Genomic DNA, 15,833 nt, shown 5'->3' on the forward strand with positions numbered 1-15,833 from the left:
CCAGGATCCGCGTCCCTACATCGCAGATCCTACACAGCTTTCCCGGCTCAATCAGTGAGCTTCGTCCCAATTTGCGCCAATTCCTGCCTCAACCAGCAGCGGCACATCCAGCTGCGCCGCCTGGCTCATGTGCTGGCGAATTTCATCTTTCACCTGCTGAACCAGGTCCTCACGCACCTCTAGCACCAGTTCGTCGTGTACCTGCAGGATCACCCGGGCGTCCAGCCCGCTCTCGCTCAGCCAGTTATCCACATTGACCATGGCGCGCTTGATGATGTCCGCCGCAGTACCCTGCATCGGCGCGTTGATGGCCGTGCGCTCGGCACCTTTACGCAGGGCCGGGTTCTTGGCGTTGATGTCTGGCAGGTACAGGCGGCGACCGAACAGGGTTTCGACAAAGCCTTGCTCGGCCGCCTGGGCGCGGGTGCGCTCCATGTAGGCCAACACGCCTGGGTAGCGGGCGAAGTAACGGTCGATGTAGTCCTGCGACTGCTTGCGGTCGACGCCGATCTGCTTCGCCAGGCCAAACGCGCTCATGCCATAGATCAGGCCGAAGTTGATGGCCTTGGCTTTACGACGCTGGTCGGTAGTGACGTCTTCCAGCGCCACCCCGAACACTTCGGCAGCCGTGGCACGGTGCACGTCAAGGTCGTTGCGGAAGGCGTGCAGCAAGCCTTCGTCCTTGGCCAGGTGGGCCATGATGCGCAGTTCGATCTGCGAGTAGTCCGCCGCCAGCAGCTTGTAGCCAGGGCTGGCAACAAACGCCTGCCGGATACGCCGGCCTTCAGCGGTGCGGATCGGGATGTTCTGCAGGTTCGGGTCGCTCGACGACAGCCGGCCGGTAGCCGCCACCGCCTGCTGGTAGGAGGTGTGGATACGCCCGGTGCGCGGGTTGATCTGCCCCGGCAATTTATCGGTGTAGGTGCTTTTCAGCTTGCTCAAACTGCGGTACTGCATCAGCACCTCAGGCAGCGGGTAGCCCTGCTCGGCCAATTCGTCGAGTACCGCTTCGGCAGTGGAGGGCTGGCCCTTGGCGGTCTTGCTCATTACTGGCATGCCCAGCTTGTCATACAGGATTGCGCCAAGCTGTTTGGGCGAGCCGAGGTTGAACTCCTCACCCGCCAGCTGGTAAGCACGCTGCTCCAGCTCGGCCATCTTCACGCCCAGCTCACCGCTTTGCACCTGCAGCAGTGCAGCATCGACCAGTGCGCCTTGGCGTTCGATCTTGGCCAGCACGGGCACCAGCGGCATCTCGATGTCCATCAGCACCGGCTGCAAGCTCGGCGTCTGCGCCAGGCGGGCCTGCAGCGCATGATGCAGGCGCAGAGTGATGTCGGCGTCTTCAGCGGCGTACGGGCCGGCTTTGTCCAGGTTGATCTGGTTGAAGGTCAGTTGCTTGGCACCCTTGCCGGCGATGTCCTCGAAGGCGATGGTGCTGTGGTCGAGGTACTTCTGCGCCAGGCTGTCCATGTCGTGACGCGTCGCGGTGGAGTTGAGCACATACGACTCGAGCATGGTGTCGTAGGCCACGCCGCGCATCTCGATCGCTGGCGAATTGTTGGCGAGGATATTGATATCGTACTTGGCGTTCTGCCCGACCTTGGCCTTGCCCGGGTCTTCCAGCAGCGGCTTCAACGCCAGCAGCACAGCGTCGCGGTCCAGCTGCGCCGGCGCGCCTTCATAATCGTGGGCCAGCGGCACATAGGCGGCCTCATGCGGTTCGACCGCGAACGACAGGCCAACCAATTGTGCCTGCTGAGCATCCAGACCGGTGGTCTCGGTATCGAAGGCGAACAGCGGCGCCTGGCGCAGCTTTTCCAGCCAAACGTCGAAACGCGCCTGGTCGAGGATGGTTTCGTATTTTGGCTCGACCTTGGCCGCCGGCTCTGCAGCCGGCGCAATGTCATCACCGGCCCTGGCTGCATCGCGCTGCACCTCGGCGACCCAGCTCTTGAATTCCATTTCGGTGTACAGCGCAAGCAACGCATCGCGGTCGGGCTCACCGCACACCAGCGCCTCGACCTCGACATCAAGCGGCACGTCACACTTGATGGTGGCCAGTTCATAGGAAAGGAACGCCGAGTCACGGTGCTCTTCCAGCTTGGCCGGCAGGGTCTTGGCGCCGCGAATGGTTAATGTCGGGACCTTGTCCAGGTTGGCGTACAGGTCGCTGAGGCCGCCACCGATACCCGTCAGCAGCCCCACAGCGGTTTTTTCGCCCACACCCGGCACACCGGGAATGTTATCGACCTTGTCACCCATCAAGGCCAGGAAGTCGATGATATGTTCAGGCCCGACGCCAAATTTCTCGTGCACGCCAGCCACGTCCAGCACGCTACCCGTCATGGTGTTGACCAAGGTAATGTGGCCGTCCACCAGTTGCGCCATGTCCTTGTCACCGGTCGAGATGATCACCGGGCGGCCCAGGGCGGCGCTGCTGCGCGCCAGGGTACCGATCACGTCATCGGCCTCGACCCCTTCGACGCACAGCAGCGGGTAGCCCAGTGCCTTGACACTGGCATGCAGCGGCTCGACCTGTACCCGCAGGTCGTCGGGCATGCTGGGACGGTTGGCCTTGTATTCGGCGAACATGGCATCACGGAAGGTACCGCCCTTGGCGTCGAATACCACCGCGAACAGGCTGTCGGGGTATTGCTTGCGCAGGCTCTTGAGCATGTTCAGCACACCTTTCACCGCACCGGTCGGCATGCCCTTGGACGTGGTCAGCGGCGGCAGGGCGTGGAAGGCGCGGTACAGGTAGGAGGAACCGTCCACCAGGACGAGGGGCGCTTGGCTCATGAGCAGAATCAACCTTTTCGACGGGTCCGGCGCTAGAATAGCCAGAATCATTGACGACAAAGGGACTAGGTTATCATGCGTACACTCAATCGCCTGTTACTGCTCGGCCTGTTGGCAACCACGCCTGTCGTCACCCTGGCGGCGGACGACGCCCCCTCGGCCGATCCCGAGGTGACCATTCGCACGGAAGGCGACAAAACCATCCAGGAATACCGGCAGAACGGTTTCCTGTATGCGATCAAGATCACACCGAAAAACGGCAAGCCTTATTTCCTGGTACGCGCCGATGGCACCGATGCCAATTTCATTCGATCCGACCAGCCGGACATGCTGATACCGTCCTGGAAGATCTTCGAGTGGTAATCTGACGCGCGCACCGTTCACATCAACCCGGCACTTCCCGGCGGAAGTGCCCGTATGGGCAATTTTTCATCATGTCAGTCTTCACCCCCGTGACCCGGCCTGAGCTGGAAACCTTTCTGGCGCCGTACGAGCTGGGCCGTCTGCTCGACTTCCAGGGCATTGCCGCCGGTACCGAGAACAGCAATTTCTTCGTCAGCCTCGAACAGGGGGAGTTCGTCCTGACGTTGATCGAGCGTGGGCCGAGCGAGGACATGCCGTTCTTCATCGAACTGCTCGACACCCTGCACGCGGCCGACATGCCGGTGCCGTATGCCATTCGTGACCGCGACGGCAACGGCCTGCGCGAGCTGTGCGGCAAGCCTGCATTGCTGCAACCACGCCTGTCGGGCAAGCACATCAAGGCCCCCAACGCCCAGCACTGCGCCCAGGTCGGCGAGCTGCTGGCGCACATCCACCTGGCCACCCGCGAACACATCATCGAGCGCCGCACCGACCGCGGCCTGGACTGGATGCTGGCCTCGGGTGCCGAGTTGCTGCCACGCCTGACTGCCGAACAAGCCGCGCTACTGCAGCCAGCGCTGGACGAAATCGGCGCGCACAAGGCACAGATCCTGGCACTGCCAAGGGCCAACCTGCATGCCGACCTGTTCCGCGACAACGTGATGTTCGAAGGCACCCACCTGACCGGCGTGATCGACTTCTACAACGCTTGCTCCGGGCCCATGCTGTATGACATCGCCATCACCGTGAACGACTGGTGCCTGGATGAGCATGGCGCAATCGATATGCCGCGCGCCCAGGCGCTGCTGGCAGCCTATGCGGCGCTGCGGCCGTTCACTGCCGCCGAGGCCGAGCTGTGGCCGGAAATGTTGCGTGTAGGCTGCGTGCGCTTCTGGCTGTCGCGCCTGATTGCGGCGGAATCTTTTGCCGGAATGGATGTAATGATCCATGACCCGAGCGAGTTCGAAGTGCGTCTGGCGCAGCGCCAGCAGGTGGCTTTGCACCTGCCGTTCGCTCTGTAGACCGCGCCTGCTTCTTCGCGGGTGAACCCGCTCCCATAGGGATAGCGACAGCCTTGAGGCCTGCGCAGTACCTGTGGGCACGGATTCACCCGCGAAGGGGCCGGTACAGGCTTACAACTGTTCCAGGCAGCCTGCCAGGTCACCGCCCAGCTTCTCCAGCAAGCGTTCATACCCTTTGCCATCCACCGGATCGGTGCCACCCAAGGCATCCAGCTCGGCCAGACGCACCGGTAACCCGGCAGTCAGGGTTTCGGCCAACCGCGGCCGCAGTGGCGGCTCGCTGAACACGCAGGTCTTGCCTACTTCCTGCAAGCGTTTGCGCATGGCGGCCACATGCTGCGCCCCCGGCTGCACCTCGGACGCCACGCTGAACACGCCGGTGTGCTTCAGGCCATATTCTGCCTCGAAGTAATCGAAGGCCTCGTGGAACACGAAGTACGGCTTGTCGGCAATGCCGGCCACCCGCGCCTTGATCCGCCCATCAAGTGCATCCAGGCGTTCATTGAAGGCGTTCAGGTTGCTCTGGTAGCGGATAGCATTTGCAGGATCTACCTGGGCCAGGTCAGCCGCCATTTTTGCCGCGATTACCCGCGCATTGACCGACGATAGCCACAGGTGCGCATCCAGGCTGCCAGGGCGATGGTCGTGGTCATGATCGTCGTGGTCCGCTTCCTCATGGGAATGACTGTCCTCGCCAAAGTGGCGCAACTTCATGCCCGGCAGCGACTGCACAGCCACGGTAGCCTTGCTCCGGCTACCCAATACGCGTGACAGGAAGTTCTCCATGTCCGGGCCGATCCAGTACAGCAAGTCGGCATCACCTACCCGCCGTACGTCGGATGGGCGCAGCGCGTAGTGGTGCGGTGAAGCACCGGGCGGCAGCAAGACATCAGGGCTGCCGACACCCTCCTGAACGGCAGCGGCAATCTGCTGCAGCGGCTTGATACTGGTCAGCACGCGCACATCGGCTTGGGCCGAGCATGCGATGAATACGACAAAAAGGGCTAGAAATCGGGACACGGTGAATACTCGAGTCGTGAGAAACAGGTAACATAATAACGTCTCCATCCAGAACCGTCGCTGCCCATGTCCATCACGCCGCTGGCCAACCGCCCTCACGATCACTCCCATTGCGTCCATAGCGCACTGGCTGAAGCCGACGCCTTGTGCACGCGGCAGGGCCTGCGCCTGACCGCGCTGCGCCGCCGTGTGCTGGAGCTGGTTTGGCAAAGCCACAAGCCGCTGGGTGCCTACGACATCCTCGCCGTGCTCAGCGAGCAGGATGGCCGCCGCGCTGCCCCGCCTACGGTGTACCGCGCCCTCGACTTCCTGCTGGAAAACGGCCTGGTCCACCGCATCGCCTCGCTCAACGCCTTCATCGGCTGCAGCCACCCGGAGCATGTGCATCAGGGGCAGTTCCTGATCTGCCGTGAATGCCATGTGGCCATCGAACTGGAACAGAGCAGCATCAGCGAGGCCATCATCACCAGCGCCAAGGGCGTAGGCTTCACGGTAGAGACCCAGACCGTGGAAGTGGTGGGGCTGTGCGGCAACTGCCGGAGTGCGGCATGAGCGACGCACTGATCCGCCTGGAACAGGTCGGCGTCACCTTTGCCGGCGAGGCGGTGCTCGACAGCATCGACCTGTCGGTAGCTCCGGGCCAGATCGTCACTCTGATCGGCCCCAACGGCGCGGGCAAGACTACCTTGGTACGTGCCGTGCTCGGTCTGCTCAAGCCGCACCGCGGCAAGGTGTGGCGCAAGCCGAAGCTGCGCATTGGCTACATGCCGCAGAAGATTCAGGTCGATGCCACGCTGCCGCTGTCGGTGCTGCGCTTCCTGCGCCTGGTGCCCGGGGTAGACCGCGCGGCAGCCCTGTCGGCGCTGCAGGAAGTGGGTGCCGAGCAGGTCATTGACAGCCCGATCCAGACCATTTCCGGTGGCGAAATGCAGCGCGTGCTGCTGGCCCGCGCGCTGCTGCGCGAGCCCCAGCTGCTGGTGCTCGACGAGCCGGTACAAGGCGTGGACGTGGTTGGCCAGACCGAGCTGTACAACCTCATCACCCGCCTGCGCGATCGCCACGGCTGCGGCGTATTGATGGTGTCGCACGACCTGCACCTGGTGATGAGCGCCACCGACCAGGTGGTGTGCCTGAACCGCCACGTGTGCTGCTCGGGCCACCCGGAGCAAGTCAGCAACGACCCGGCCTTCGTCGAACTGTTCGGCCAGAACGCCCCTAGCCTGGCCGTTTACCACCACCACCACGACCACAGCCACGACCTGCACGGCTCGGTGGTGGCGCCCGGCAACCATGTCCACGGAGAGCACTGCAAGCATGGCTGATTTTCTTCTTTACGCCTTGCTTGCGGGCCTTTCCCTGGCAGTCGTTGCGGGCCCGCTTGGCTCTTTCGTGGTGTGGCGGCGCATGGCGTATTTCGGCGACACCCTGTCCCACGCCGCGCTGCTTGGCGTGGCAATGGGTTTCGTGCTGGACGTAAGCCCGGCCTTGGCGGTAACCGTCGGCTGCCTGTTGCTGGCGATCCTGCTGGTGACCTTGCAGCAACGCCAGCCATTGGCCTCGGACACTTTGCTCGGCATCCTGGCCCCCAGCACCTTGTCACTGGGCCTGGTGGTGCTGAGTTTCATGCACGATGTGCGCATCGACTTGATGGCCTACCTGTTCGGCGATCTGCTGGCCATAAGCCCCACCGACCTGGCCTGGATCCTCGGCGGCAGTGCGCTGGTGCTGTTGCTGCTTGCCGCGCTGTGGCGGCCGCTGCTGGCGGTTACCGTGCACGAAGAACTGGCCATGGTCGAAGGCCTGCCGGTGGCCGGCCTGCGCATGGCGCTGATGCTGCTGATTGCCGTGGTAATAGCCGTGGCCATGAAGATCGTCGGCGTGTTGCTGATCACCTCGCTGCTGATCATCCCCGCTGCTGCGGCGCAGCGTCACGCCCGCTCGCCCGAACAGATGGCGCTGGGCGCCAGCCTGCTGGGCATCGCCGCCGTCTGTGGCGGTTTGGCCATGTCCTGGTTCAAGGACACCCCAGCAGGGCCGTCGATCGTGGTCTGTGCAGCAGTGCTATTCTTGCTGAGCCTGGCGTTGCCAAAGCGCTGAACACAGGGCGTGCGCAGGCACGCCTTGCAACCTTTTGCCAGGTAAAGGGTCTGTAAGACCTGTTTTCGAGCGTGCGCACCTGGGTGTAGACTTGCTCGCTTTTTGCGCAAATAGAGAGTCGCAGGAATGAAGCCGTTCGCCTCCCGTTATCTGCTTGTTGCCGCGTTTTCCCTGTTCCTGGCTGCCTGCTCCAGCGCGCCGGTAGAGCAGGCCACCGCACCTGCCCAAGCCGATGCCTGGCAGCAGTTGCAACAGAACATTGCCAGCAACGAGCTGGCCACCGCCGAAGACCAGTTGACGACCCTGCAGGCCCAGGCGCCCGATGACGCGCGTCTGGAGCAATATCAGCGACAACTGGCCGAGGCTTACCTGCAACGTAGCCAGATCGTCCTGCAAAAGGGCGATGTGAATGCGGCGGCAACTGCCCTGGCCCGTGCCCGTGCGCTCATGCCACAGGCCCCGGCGGTGACCGGTGGCGACGCTGTAACCCAAGCGCGCAAGGCCGAGCTGGAGAAGGCGGAGGCGGCGCTGAAGGCAGCCGAGGCCAAGCCCAAGGCACGCATCATCGACCCAACTGCGCCCAGCACCGTGGTGGCCTTGAAGACCACCGACAGCCGCGCCATGCGTCGCCAGCTGGACGAGATTGCCGCCGATGTAGTGAGTTACCAATGCGAGGTGGTGTTCCAGGTGCCGCGCACCGAGGATGCACCTTGGCTGAAGACGTTGCTGGAGAAGCGCGTGCGCAAGATCGACAGCGGGTTCGATTTGAAGCAAAAGCATGAAATCCAGCGCTCGCTGCCGGCGCAGGTGGTTCTGGTCCCACATCAGCAGTAAACCTTTACAGCCCTATTGCCGGCAAGCCAGCCCCCACAGGTACAGCCTTACGAGCAGTGATGTACCTGTGAGAGCTGGCTTGCCGGTGACGGTATGCAAAGCGCGCCTTAGGCCGGTACCGCCTCCGCAGCCGCCTCCCGTTCCCACACCCGATGCCCCTCGACCGCTTTCACAAACGCATCCACGGTCTTCTGCTCATCCCCCACCAATAATCCCTTGTCTTCCTTGAGCCCCAGCGCTTTGACCAAGTCCTTGGTCAACACCAACGCCTTCAGATGCTTGTAACCCTCCAGCAGGAAGTGCTTGGCCAATCCGCTGGCCGCCAAGGCATTCGTTGCAGCATCACCCCCGGGCACGACAATGCCGTCAAACATGATCGACGGCATCCCCTCCATCGACGCATCCACCGGCAACTGCTTGCCATCCGCCGCCTTCACCGGCGCCGAGGTCGGCCCCAGCAGCATTGGCCGCGCACTGTGCGCCTCCAGCGCCTTCACCAGCCGGTCGACACTCGCTGCATCCACACCATCGGCTATCAATACGGCGATCTTGCGCCCCTTGATGCCTATTGAGCCGGGGTGATTCATCTGGCTCAACGCCTTGGACTGCGCCAGCTTGCTGCCTTGCACCTTGACCGTACCTTGCTTGGGCGCCGGTAGCCCCAGGTTCGCCGCCACGGCCGCCGCCAGTTTCAGATCGATATTGGCGAGGATCTCGTTAACCTCCCGCGCCCGGATGTGTTCCCGCTCCACCTTGCCCAGCTCGAAGCTATAGGCCTTGATGATGTGCTGCTGCTCGGTCGGGCTCATGCTCTGGAAGAACAACCGGGCCTGCGAGAAGTGGTCGCCAAACGACTCGCTGCGCTGGCGGATCTTGTGCGCGTCGATACGCTCCTGGTAACTCTCGAAACCGCCGTCCTGTGCGGCAGGCGGTGTTTCCTTCGGCCAGCCGCCATCAATCGAGTTGGGCTCGTACGAGGCCCGGCCCTTGTCGATGGTCATGCGGTGCATGGCATCGCGCTGGCCACTGTGGTTCGGTGCCACCGGCCGGTTGATCGGGATTTCATGGAAGTTCGGCCCGCCCAACCGGCTGATCTGCGTATCGGTGTATGAGAACAGCCGGCCCTGCAGCAGCGGGTCGTTGGTGAAGTCGATACCCGGCACGATATGCCCCGGGCAAAACGCAACCTGCTCGGTTTCAGCAAAGAAGTTGTCAGGGTTGCGGTTAAGCACCATCTTGCCCAGCAGCGTCACCGGTACCAGCTCTTCGGGGATGAGCTTGGTCGGGTCGAGCAGGTCGAAGTCGAACTTGTGTTCATCGGCCTCGGGCACGATCTGCACGCCCAGTTCCCATTCCGGGTAGTCGCCGGTCTCGATCGCTTCCCACAAGTCGCGGCGATGGTAGTCGGTGTCCTTGCCTGCCAGCTTCTGCGCTTCGTCCCACAATACCGAATGAACGCCTTGGCGCGGTTTCCAGTGGAACTTGACGAAGCTGGCCACACCCTCGGCGTTGATCAAGCGGAAAGTATGTACGCCAAAGCCTTCCATCATCCGCAAGCTGCGCGGGATGGCCCGGTCGGACATGGCCCAGATCACCATGTGCGCCGACTCCGGCACCAGCGAAACGAAGTCCCAGAACGTGTCATGGGCCGAGCCGCCAGTAGGCATTTCGTTATGGGGTTCAGGCTTCACTGCATGCACAAAGTCCGGGAACTTGATGGCATCCTGAATGAAGAACACCGGCATGTTGTTGCCAACCAGGTCGAAATTACCCTCATCGGTATAGAACTTGACGGCGAAGCCGCGTACATCGCGTACCGTGTCCCCCGAACCACGTGGCCCCTGCACCGTGGAAAAGCGCACGAATACCGGGGTAATTTTCTCAGGGTCCTGCAGGAAACCGGCCTTGGTCAGCTCGGCATGGCAGCCGTAGCTCTGGAAATAACCGTGCGCACCGGTACCGCGGGCATGCACGATACGCTCCGGGATGCGCTCATGGTCAAAATGGGTGATCTTCTCGCGCATGATGAAGTCTTCAAGCAACGAAGGCCCACGCGCACCAGCCTTGAGGCTGTTCTGGTTATCGGCAATCTTCACCCCCTGGTTGGTGCGCAACGCCTGGCCGGTGGCATCGCTGCGAAAACCCTCCAGGCTCTGCAGCTTGGTATTGGTGTTGGCCCGGTCGGGGGTCTGGGTTCCGGCGGCCTCGCTGTGCTTGGGCGCGTCCGTTTTCTTGCTGGGCATGGGTCGGCTCTCCTCATCAGTCTTCAGGCGTGCCCGTTCGGGCTTGTTCAAGTAGTGACTAGAGGGCTTTGGCGAGCGTTCAATCAGGATTACCGGTTGTCGCGATATGCCCGAAGGATTGGTGCATTACGAAATAAATGCTAAGAACAGCTATGGGAAAAGGCTAAAATGCGCGACCCCAGCTAACCGCTGACCCCAATTCCATGCGCCCCACAAGGTTCGCTACGTGATCGAGTTCCAACAGGTACATAAAACCTACCGCGTTGCCGGTAGGGAAATCCCCGCACTGAATCCGACCAGCCTGACCATCGAAGATGGCCAGGTGTTCGGCCTGATCGGCCATTCCGGCGCCGGCAAAAGCACCATGCTGCGCCTGATCAACCGTCTGGAAGAGCCCTCCGGCGGCAAGATCATCGTCGACGGCGAAGACGTCACCGCGTTCAACGCCAACCAGCTGCGCGGCTTCCGCCAGCAGGTCGGCATGATCTTCCAGCACTTCAACCTGCTGGCCTCCAAGACCGTCGCCGACAACGTTGCCCTGCCGCTGACCCTGGCAGGCGAGCTGTCGCGCAGCGAAATCGACAAGCGCGTCACCGAACTGCTGGCTCGCGTCGGCCTGTCGGACCACGCCAGAAAGTACCCGGCGCAGCTGTCCGGTGGCCAGAAGCAGCGTGTCGGCATCGCCCGCGCCTTGTCCACCAACCCGAAGATCCTGCTGTGCGACGAGGCCACCAGCGCCCTCGACCCGCAAACCACGGCCTCGGTCCTGCAACTGCTGGCCGAGATCAACCGTGAGCTGAAGCTGACCATCGTGCTGATCACCCACGAAATGGACGTGATCCGCCGGGTCTGCGACCGTGTGGCGGTAATGGACGCCGGCCAGATCGTCGAACAAGGCTCGGTGGCTGACGTGTTCCTGCACCCGCAGCACGCCACCACCAAGCGCTTCGTCCAGGAAGACGAGCAAGTCGACGAAGGCGAGCAGCGCGACGATTTCGCCCACGTGCCAGGCCGCATCGTGCGCCTGACCTTCCAGGGCGACGCCACCTATGCGCCGCTGCTGGGCACCGTAGCCCGTGAAACAGGTGTGGACTACAGCATCCTCGCGGGGCGCATCGACCGCATCAAGGATATCCCCTATGGCCAGCTCACCCTCGCCCTGATCGGCGGTGACATGGAAGCGGCATTCGCCCGCTTCAAGGCAGCTGACGTACATATGGAGGTACTGCGTTGATGGACGCCCTGAATTTCTTTGCCAATGTCGACTGGGCCGAAATCTGGCTGGCCACCATCGACACCATGATCATGCTGTTCGGCTCGTTGTTCTTTACCGTGCTGCTGGGCCTGCCGCTGGGCGTGCTGCTGTTCCTCTGCGGGCCAAAACAGATGTTCGAACAGAAGGGCGTGTATGCGCTGCTGTCGCTGGTGGTCAACATCCTGCGCTCGCTGCCGTTCATCATCCTGCTGATCGTGATGATCCCGATCACCGTACTGATCACCGGTACCTCGCTGGGCGTTGCCGGCGCCATCCCGCCGCTGGTAGTGGGCGCCACGCCGTTCTTCGCACGGCTGGTGGAAACCGCCCTGCGTGAAGTGGATCGCGGCATCATCGAAGCCACCCAATCGATGGGCGCCACCACCCGCCAGATCATCACCAGCGCGCTGCTGCCAGAGGCCCGCCCGGGCATCTTCGCGGCCATTACCGTGACCGCCATCACCCTGGTTTCGTACACCGCCATGGCCGGTGTGGTCGGCGCTGGCGGCCTGGGCGACCTGGCCATCCGCTTCGGTTACCAGCGTTTCCAGACCGACGTGATGGTGGTGACCGTGGTACTGCTGCTGGTACTGGTTCAAGTACTGCAAAGCGTTGGCGACAAACTGGTCGTGCATTTTTCCCGTAAGTAACCCCAATGGGGTCGGCCCGGCCGACCCGTTCGGGGGCCGTCGCGGCCCTCACAAGGAGTGATCAATGAAGAAGCTGCTTGCTGTTGTCGCCGCTGTCGCGGCCTTTTCGGCCAATGCCGCCGAAACCCTGACCGTCGCTGCCACCCCGGTGCCGCACGCTGAAATCCTCAACTTCGTCAAACCTGCACTGGCGAAAGAGGGCGTTGAGCTGAAGGTCAAGGAATTCACCGATTACATCCAGCCAAACGTGCAAGTTGCGGAAAAGCGCCTGGACGCCAACTTCTTCCAGCACCAGCCGTACCTGGATGAATTCAACAAGGCCAAGGGCACCAACCTGGTGAGCGTGGCCGGCGTGCATATCGAACCGCTGGGCGTGTACTCGACCAAGATCAAGAAGCTGGACGAGCTGTCCTCCGGCGCCACCGTGGTCATCCCCAACGATGCTACCAACGGCGGCCGCGCCCTGCTGCTGCTGGACAAGGCCGGCGTGATCAAGCTGAAGGACAACAAGAACATCCTGTCGACCGTGAAGGATGTGGTGGAGAACCCGAAGAACGTCAAGTTCCGTGAGCTGGAAGCCGCCACCATCCCGCGCGTGCTGACCCAGGTCGATGCCGCCCTGATCAACACCAACTACGCGCTGGAAGCCAAGCTGAACCCTGAGAAAGACGCTCTGGCTATCGAAGGCAGCGACTCGCCTTACGTGAACATCCTGGTTGCCCGCCCGGACAACAAGGACTCCGATGCGATGAAGAAGCTCGCAGACGCGCTGCACTCGCCTGAAGTGAAGCAGTTCATCACCGAGAAATACAAAGGCGCTGTGGTTCCGGCGTTCTAAGGCGTCACATCGCGCTGGATTCTTCGCGGGGCAAGCCCGCTCCCACAAGGTAAGGCGTACGCCGACCCATGTGGGAGCGGCCTTGTGTCGCGATAGGCCTGCGCAGCAGGCCCAGCATTCTCAATCCCGCTTCACAAGCCCGGGCAACTGCGCCACCAGCTTCTGGTTGTTGAACGGCGCCCGAATGAACCCCCGCTGACGCCCATCCGGCCCGACAATCGCCAGGTTGCCGCTGTGATCCACGGTATACCCCGGCTTGCTGGTATCCGCCGGGATGAACGGAATGCTCAAGGCATTAGCCAGTTTCTGGGTATCCTCGATCGACCCCGCCACCCCGATAAAATCCTTGTCGAAATAGCCCAGGTACTGCTTCAGCTGGTTCGGCGTATCGCGGTTCGGGTCCACACTCACCAATACCACCCGCAACCGGTCGACGGCTTCCTTGGGCAGTTCGCTCTTCACCTGGCGCAACTGGGCCAATGTGGTCGGGCAGATGTCCGGGCAGTAGGTGTAACCAAAGAACAGCAGCGACCATTTGCCCTTCAGATCATCCAGTTGCACCGGCTGGCCGTTCTGGTCAGTCATGGTCACGTCGGCCACGGTGCGGCTCTGCGGCAGCAGGATGATGCCGGCGTCGATCAGTTCGGTGGGGTTGGGCTGGTCGCGGCCATTGAGCACCTTGTTGACGGTCAGGCCCAGGATCAACGCGACCAGGGCAACGAGAATGAAGACGGTTTTCTGGGTTCGGGTCATAGGTTCAGCAACAGGTAGTGGTCGAGGAGCAACGCGATGAACAGCGCGAACAAGTAGGCGATAGAGTACTTGAAGGTGCCAATCGCCGCGTGCGGCCGGCTGCCACGGTACAACACCCAGGCCCATTGCAGGAAGCGCAGGCCCAAGGCCAGGGCACAGGCGAGGTACAGCGGGCCGCTCATGTGAATGGCATAAGGCAAAAGGCTCACCGCCAGCAAGATCAGGGTGTAGAGCAGGATATGCAGCTTCGTGTAGCGCTCACCATGGGTCACCGGCAGCATCGGGATATCGGCCTTGGCGTACTCCTCCTTGCGGTGGATGGCCAGTGCCCAGAAGTGCGGTGGAGTCCAGGCGAAGATGATCAGCACCAGCAGCAAAGGCTCGGCGCTGACGTGGCCGCTTACCGCAACCCAGCCGAGCAAGGGCGGGGCAGCGCCAGCCAAGCCCCCGATAACGATGTTTTGCGGCGTGGCACGCTTGAGAAAGCCTGTGTAGAGCACGGCATAACCGAGCAGCGAAGCCAAAGTCAGCCAGGCGGTGAGCGTGTTGGTGAACACCAACAGCAGGGCCATGCCCAATAGCGCAAGGGCCAGGGCGAACAGCAGCGCCGGCAGCGGCTCGACTCGGCGCTGGGCAAGCGGCCGCTTGCGAGTACGCGCCATCAGCGCGTCGATGCGCCGGTCCACCACATGGTTGACCACCGCCGCACCACCGGCACACAGGCCAATGCCCAGGTTGCCGAACAGCAGCACACTCCAACCCACCCCCGCGCGGGTGGCGAGGAACATACCCGCCAGCGAGGTGATCAACATCAGCACCACCACCTTGGGCTTGGTCAGTTCCAGGTAGTCGCGCCAGGTGGCCCGCCGTGCGCTCAGAAGCGTCGCCACGAATCGTTCCTCATATGATGGGAGATGCCTACGCCGGTCACCGGCCGCAGGCGCCAGCCGTGGCCGACACCTACGCGCACCTTGTCGACCACCCGAATGCGGTAGTTCACCAGCACCATGCTCAGCAGCAACAGTGCGCCGCCAGCGTTGTGCGCCACGGCCACCGCCAACGGCAGATGCAGCAGCACGTTGCTGATCCCCAGGCCCACCTGCACGGTCAGCGCCAGCAACACCAGCCGCGCCAGGCTGGCAAGGCCACAGCGATGCAGCTTCCAGCTGAGCATCAGCAGCACGCAGGTCACCAACAGCGCTCCCAGGCGATGGCTGATATGAATGGCCGTGCGCGCATCACTGTCCAGTTGCCCGCCCAGGTAGTTGGGGCCGACGTGCTGGGTCAGGTGGAAACCGTTGCTGAAGTCCGCCGCCGGCCACCACTGGCCATGGCAGGTCGGCAGGTCGATACAGGCAACCGCCGCGTAGTTGGCACTGACCCAGCCGCCCAAGGCAATCTGGCCGATGACTACCAGCAGGGCCAGCGCAGCGATCCGGCGCAGGCTCAAAGGCAATTTGGGCAAGGGCGCAAAAGCCCGGGACAGGCGCAGGGATAACAGGAATAGCAAGCTCAGCGTGGTGAAACCACCCAGCAAGTGCGCGGTGACCACCTGTGGCCACAGCTTCAGGGTGACCGTCCACATGCCAAAAGCTGCCTGGGCCAACACTACCCCCAGCAACAGCACTGGCAGGCGATACGGCTGGCCATCGCGGGCATGTCGGCGTATCGCCTGAAAGGCGAGCAGGGCGATTACCACGGCCAGGGTACCGGCGAAGTAGCGATGAACCATCTCGGCCCAACCCTTGGCAGCTTCCACAGGGTGCTCAGGGAAGTGCAGCTCGGCATGAGCCAGCTGCGCTTCGCTCTTGGGCACGCTGATGAAGCCGTAGCAACCCGGCCAGTCAGGGCAGCCGAGGCCGGCGTGGGTCAGCCGGGTATAGGCACCGAGCAGGACAACCAGCAGTGCCAGCAGGGTGGCGAACACAGCAAGGCGAAATCCGGGTCTGGCCATGGCAG

The 15,833-nt window shown here is 62.7% G+C and carries 15 protein-coding genes; 9 read left to right on the plus strand and 6 right to left on the minus strand.

All coding sequences use genetic code 11. The features are described from left to right. Window positions 1–51 precede the first annotated feature (51 nt). Window positions 52–2,799 carry a DNA polymerase I gene (gene polA, locus E8E68_RS03135; protein ID WP_266033743.1) on the minus strand — a complete coding sequence of 916 codons (2,748 nt, stop codon included), beginning with the start codon at window positions 2,797–2,799 and terminating at the stop codon, window positions 52–54. 75 nt (window positions 2,800–2,874) lie between these two features. Here polA and E8E68_RS03140 point away from each other — a divergent pair, with 75 nt between their 5' ends. Both E8E68_RS03140 and E8E68_RS03145 read left to right on the plus strand, forming a co-directional pair. Then, on the plus strand, window positions 2,875–3,162 hold the full coding sequence (locus E8E68_RS03140; protein ID WP_003252997.1) for a DUF2782 domain-containing protein: 288 nt from the start codon (window positions 2,875–2,877) through the stop codon (window positions 3,160–3,162). 71 nt (window positions 3,163–3,233) lie between these two features. Continuing rightward, complete coding sequence (locus tag E8E68_RS03145) at window positions 3,234–4,184, plus strand: homoserine kinase (RefSeq protein ID WP_110743558.1); 951 nt, start codon at window positions 3,234–3,236, stop codon at window positions 4,182–4,184. 111 nt (window positions 4,185–4,295) lie between these two features. Here the strand turns inward: E8E68_RS03145 and E8E68_RS03150 are convergent, their stop codons facing one another. Then, the gene (locus tag E8E68_RS03150) at window positions 4,296–5,252 is read right to left on the minus strand and encodes a zinc ABC transporter substrate-binding protein (protein WP_280339668.1); all 957 of its coding nucleotides are present in this window, start codon (window positions 5,250–5,252) and stop codon (window positions 4,296–4,298) included. Window positions 5,253–5,270: 18 nt separating this feature from the next. Between E8E68_RS03150 and zur the strand changes: the two genes are divergently transcribed. From zur to E8E68_RS03170, 4 genes are all read left to right on the plus strand, one after another. Further along, a complete protein-coding gene (gene zur / locus E8E68_RS03155; RefSeq protein WP_110743556.1) occupies window positions 5,271–5,756 on the plus strand; it encodes a zinc uptake transcriptional repressor Zur in 486 nt (161 codons plus the stop codon). Next, the gene (gene znuC / locus E8E68_RS03160) at window positions 5,753–6,526 is read left to right on the plus strand and encodes a zinc ABC transporter ATP-binding protein ZnuC (protein WP_266033736.1); all 774 of its coding nucleotides are present in this window, start codon (window positions 5,753–5,755) and stop codon (window positions 6,524–6,526) included. The genes zur and znuC overlap by 4 nt, the downstream gene beginning before the upstream one ends. Then, a complete protein-coding gene (znuB, locus tag E8E68_RS03165; RefSeq protein WP_110743554.1) occupies window positions 6,519–7,301 on the plus strand; it encodes a zinc ABC transporter permease subunit ZnuB in 783 nt (260 codons plus the stop codon). Before znuC ends, znuB begins: the two co-directional genes overlap by 8 nt. A 126-nt stretch (window positions 7,302–7,427) precedes the next feature. Next, a complete protein-coding gene (locus E8E68_RS03170) occupies window positions 7,428–8,135 on the plus strand; it encodes a PA5502 family lipoprotein (protein WP_110743553.1) in 708 nt (235 codons plus the stop codon). Window positions 8,136–8,242: 107 nt separating this feature from the next. On the opposite strand, the gene katE is transcribed toward E8E68_RS03170, so the two are convergent. Next, entirely contained in the window at window positions 8,243–10,429 is a 2,187-nt protein-coding gene (gene katE, locus E8E68_RS03175; protein ID WP_280339673.1) for a catalase HPII, read from the minus strand. 175 nt (window positions 10,430–10,604) lie between these two features. Between katE and E8E68_RS03180 the strand changes: the two genes are divergently transcribed. The 3 genes from E8E68_RS03180 (at window position 10,605) to E8E68_RS03190 (ending at window position 13,121) form a co-directional block, all read left to right on the plus strand. Continuing rightward, window positions 10,605–11,612: a methionine ABC transporter ATP-binding protein gene (locus tag E8E68_RS03180; protein ID WP_280339675.1), complete on the plus strand. Its 1,008-nt coding sequence runs from the start codon at window positions 10,605–10,607 to the stop codon at window positions 11,610–11,612. Further along, window positions 11,612–12,283, plus strand: coding sequence for a methionine ABC transporter permease (locus E8E68_RS03185; protein WP_056793728.1), 672 nt, complete (start codon window positions 11,612–11,614; stop codon window positions 12,281–12,283). The genes E8E68_RS03180 and E8E68_RS03185 overlap by 1 nt, the downstream gene beginning before the upstream one ends. Before the next feature lie 64 nt (window positions 12,284–12,347). Further along, entirely contained in the window at window positions 12,348–13,121 is a 774-nt protein-coding gene (locus tag E8E68_RS03190; protein WP_266033721.1) for a MetQ/NlpA family ABC transporter substrate-binding protein, read from the plus strand. Between the two features lie 120 nt (window positions 13,122–13,241). Here E8E68_RS03190 and E8E68_RS03195 read toward each other — a convergent pair whose 3' ends face one another. From E8E68_RS03195 to E8E68_RS03205, 3 genes are read right to left on the minus strand one after another with little or no spacing between them, the layout of a single operon-like run. Further along, on the minus strand, window positions 13,242–13,874 hold the full coding sequence (locus tag E8E68_RS03195; protein ID WP_280339681.1) for an SCO family protein: 633 nt from the start codon (window positions 13,872–13,874) through the stop codon (window positions 13,242–13,244). Next, the gene (cyoE, locus tag E8E68_RS03200; RefSeq protein WP_280339683.1) at window positions 13,871–14,764 is read right to left on the minus strand and encodes a heme o synthase; all 894 of its coding nucleotides are present in this window, start codon (window positions 14,762–14,764) and stop codon (window positions 13,871–13,873) included. Before cyoE ends, E8E68_RS03195 begins: the two co-directional genes overlap by 4 nt. Next, window positions 14,749–15,828, minus strand: a complete 1,080-nt coding sequence (locus tag E8E68_RS03205) for a COX15/CtaA family protein (protein ID WP_266033713.1) — start codon at window positions 15,826–15,828, stop codon at window positions 14,749–14,751. The genes cyoE and E8E68_RS03205 overlap by 16 nt, the downstream gene beginning before the upstream one ends. Between the last annotated feature and the right edge of the window lie 5 nt (window positions 15,829–15,833).

Origin of the sequence: Pseudomonas sp. BN607, assembly GCF_029871175.1 — a bacterium.
GTDB lineage: Bacteria > Pseudomonadota > Gammaproteobacteria > Pseudomonadales > Pseudomonadaceae > Aquipseudomonas.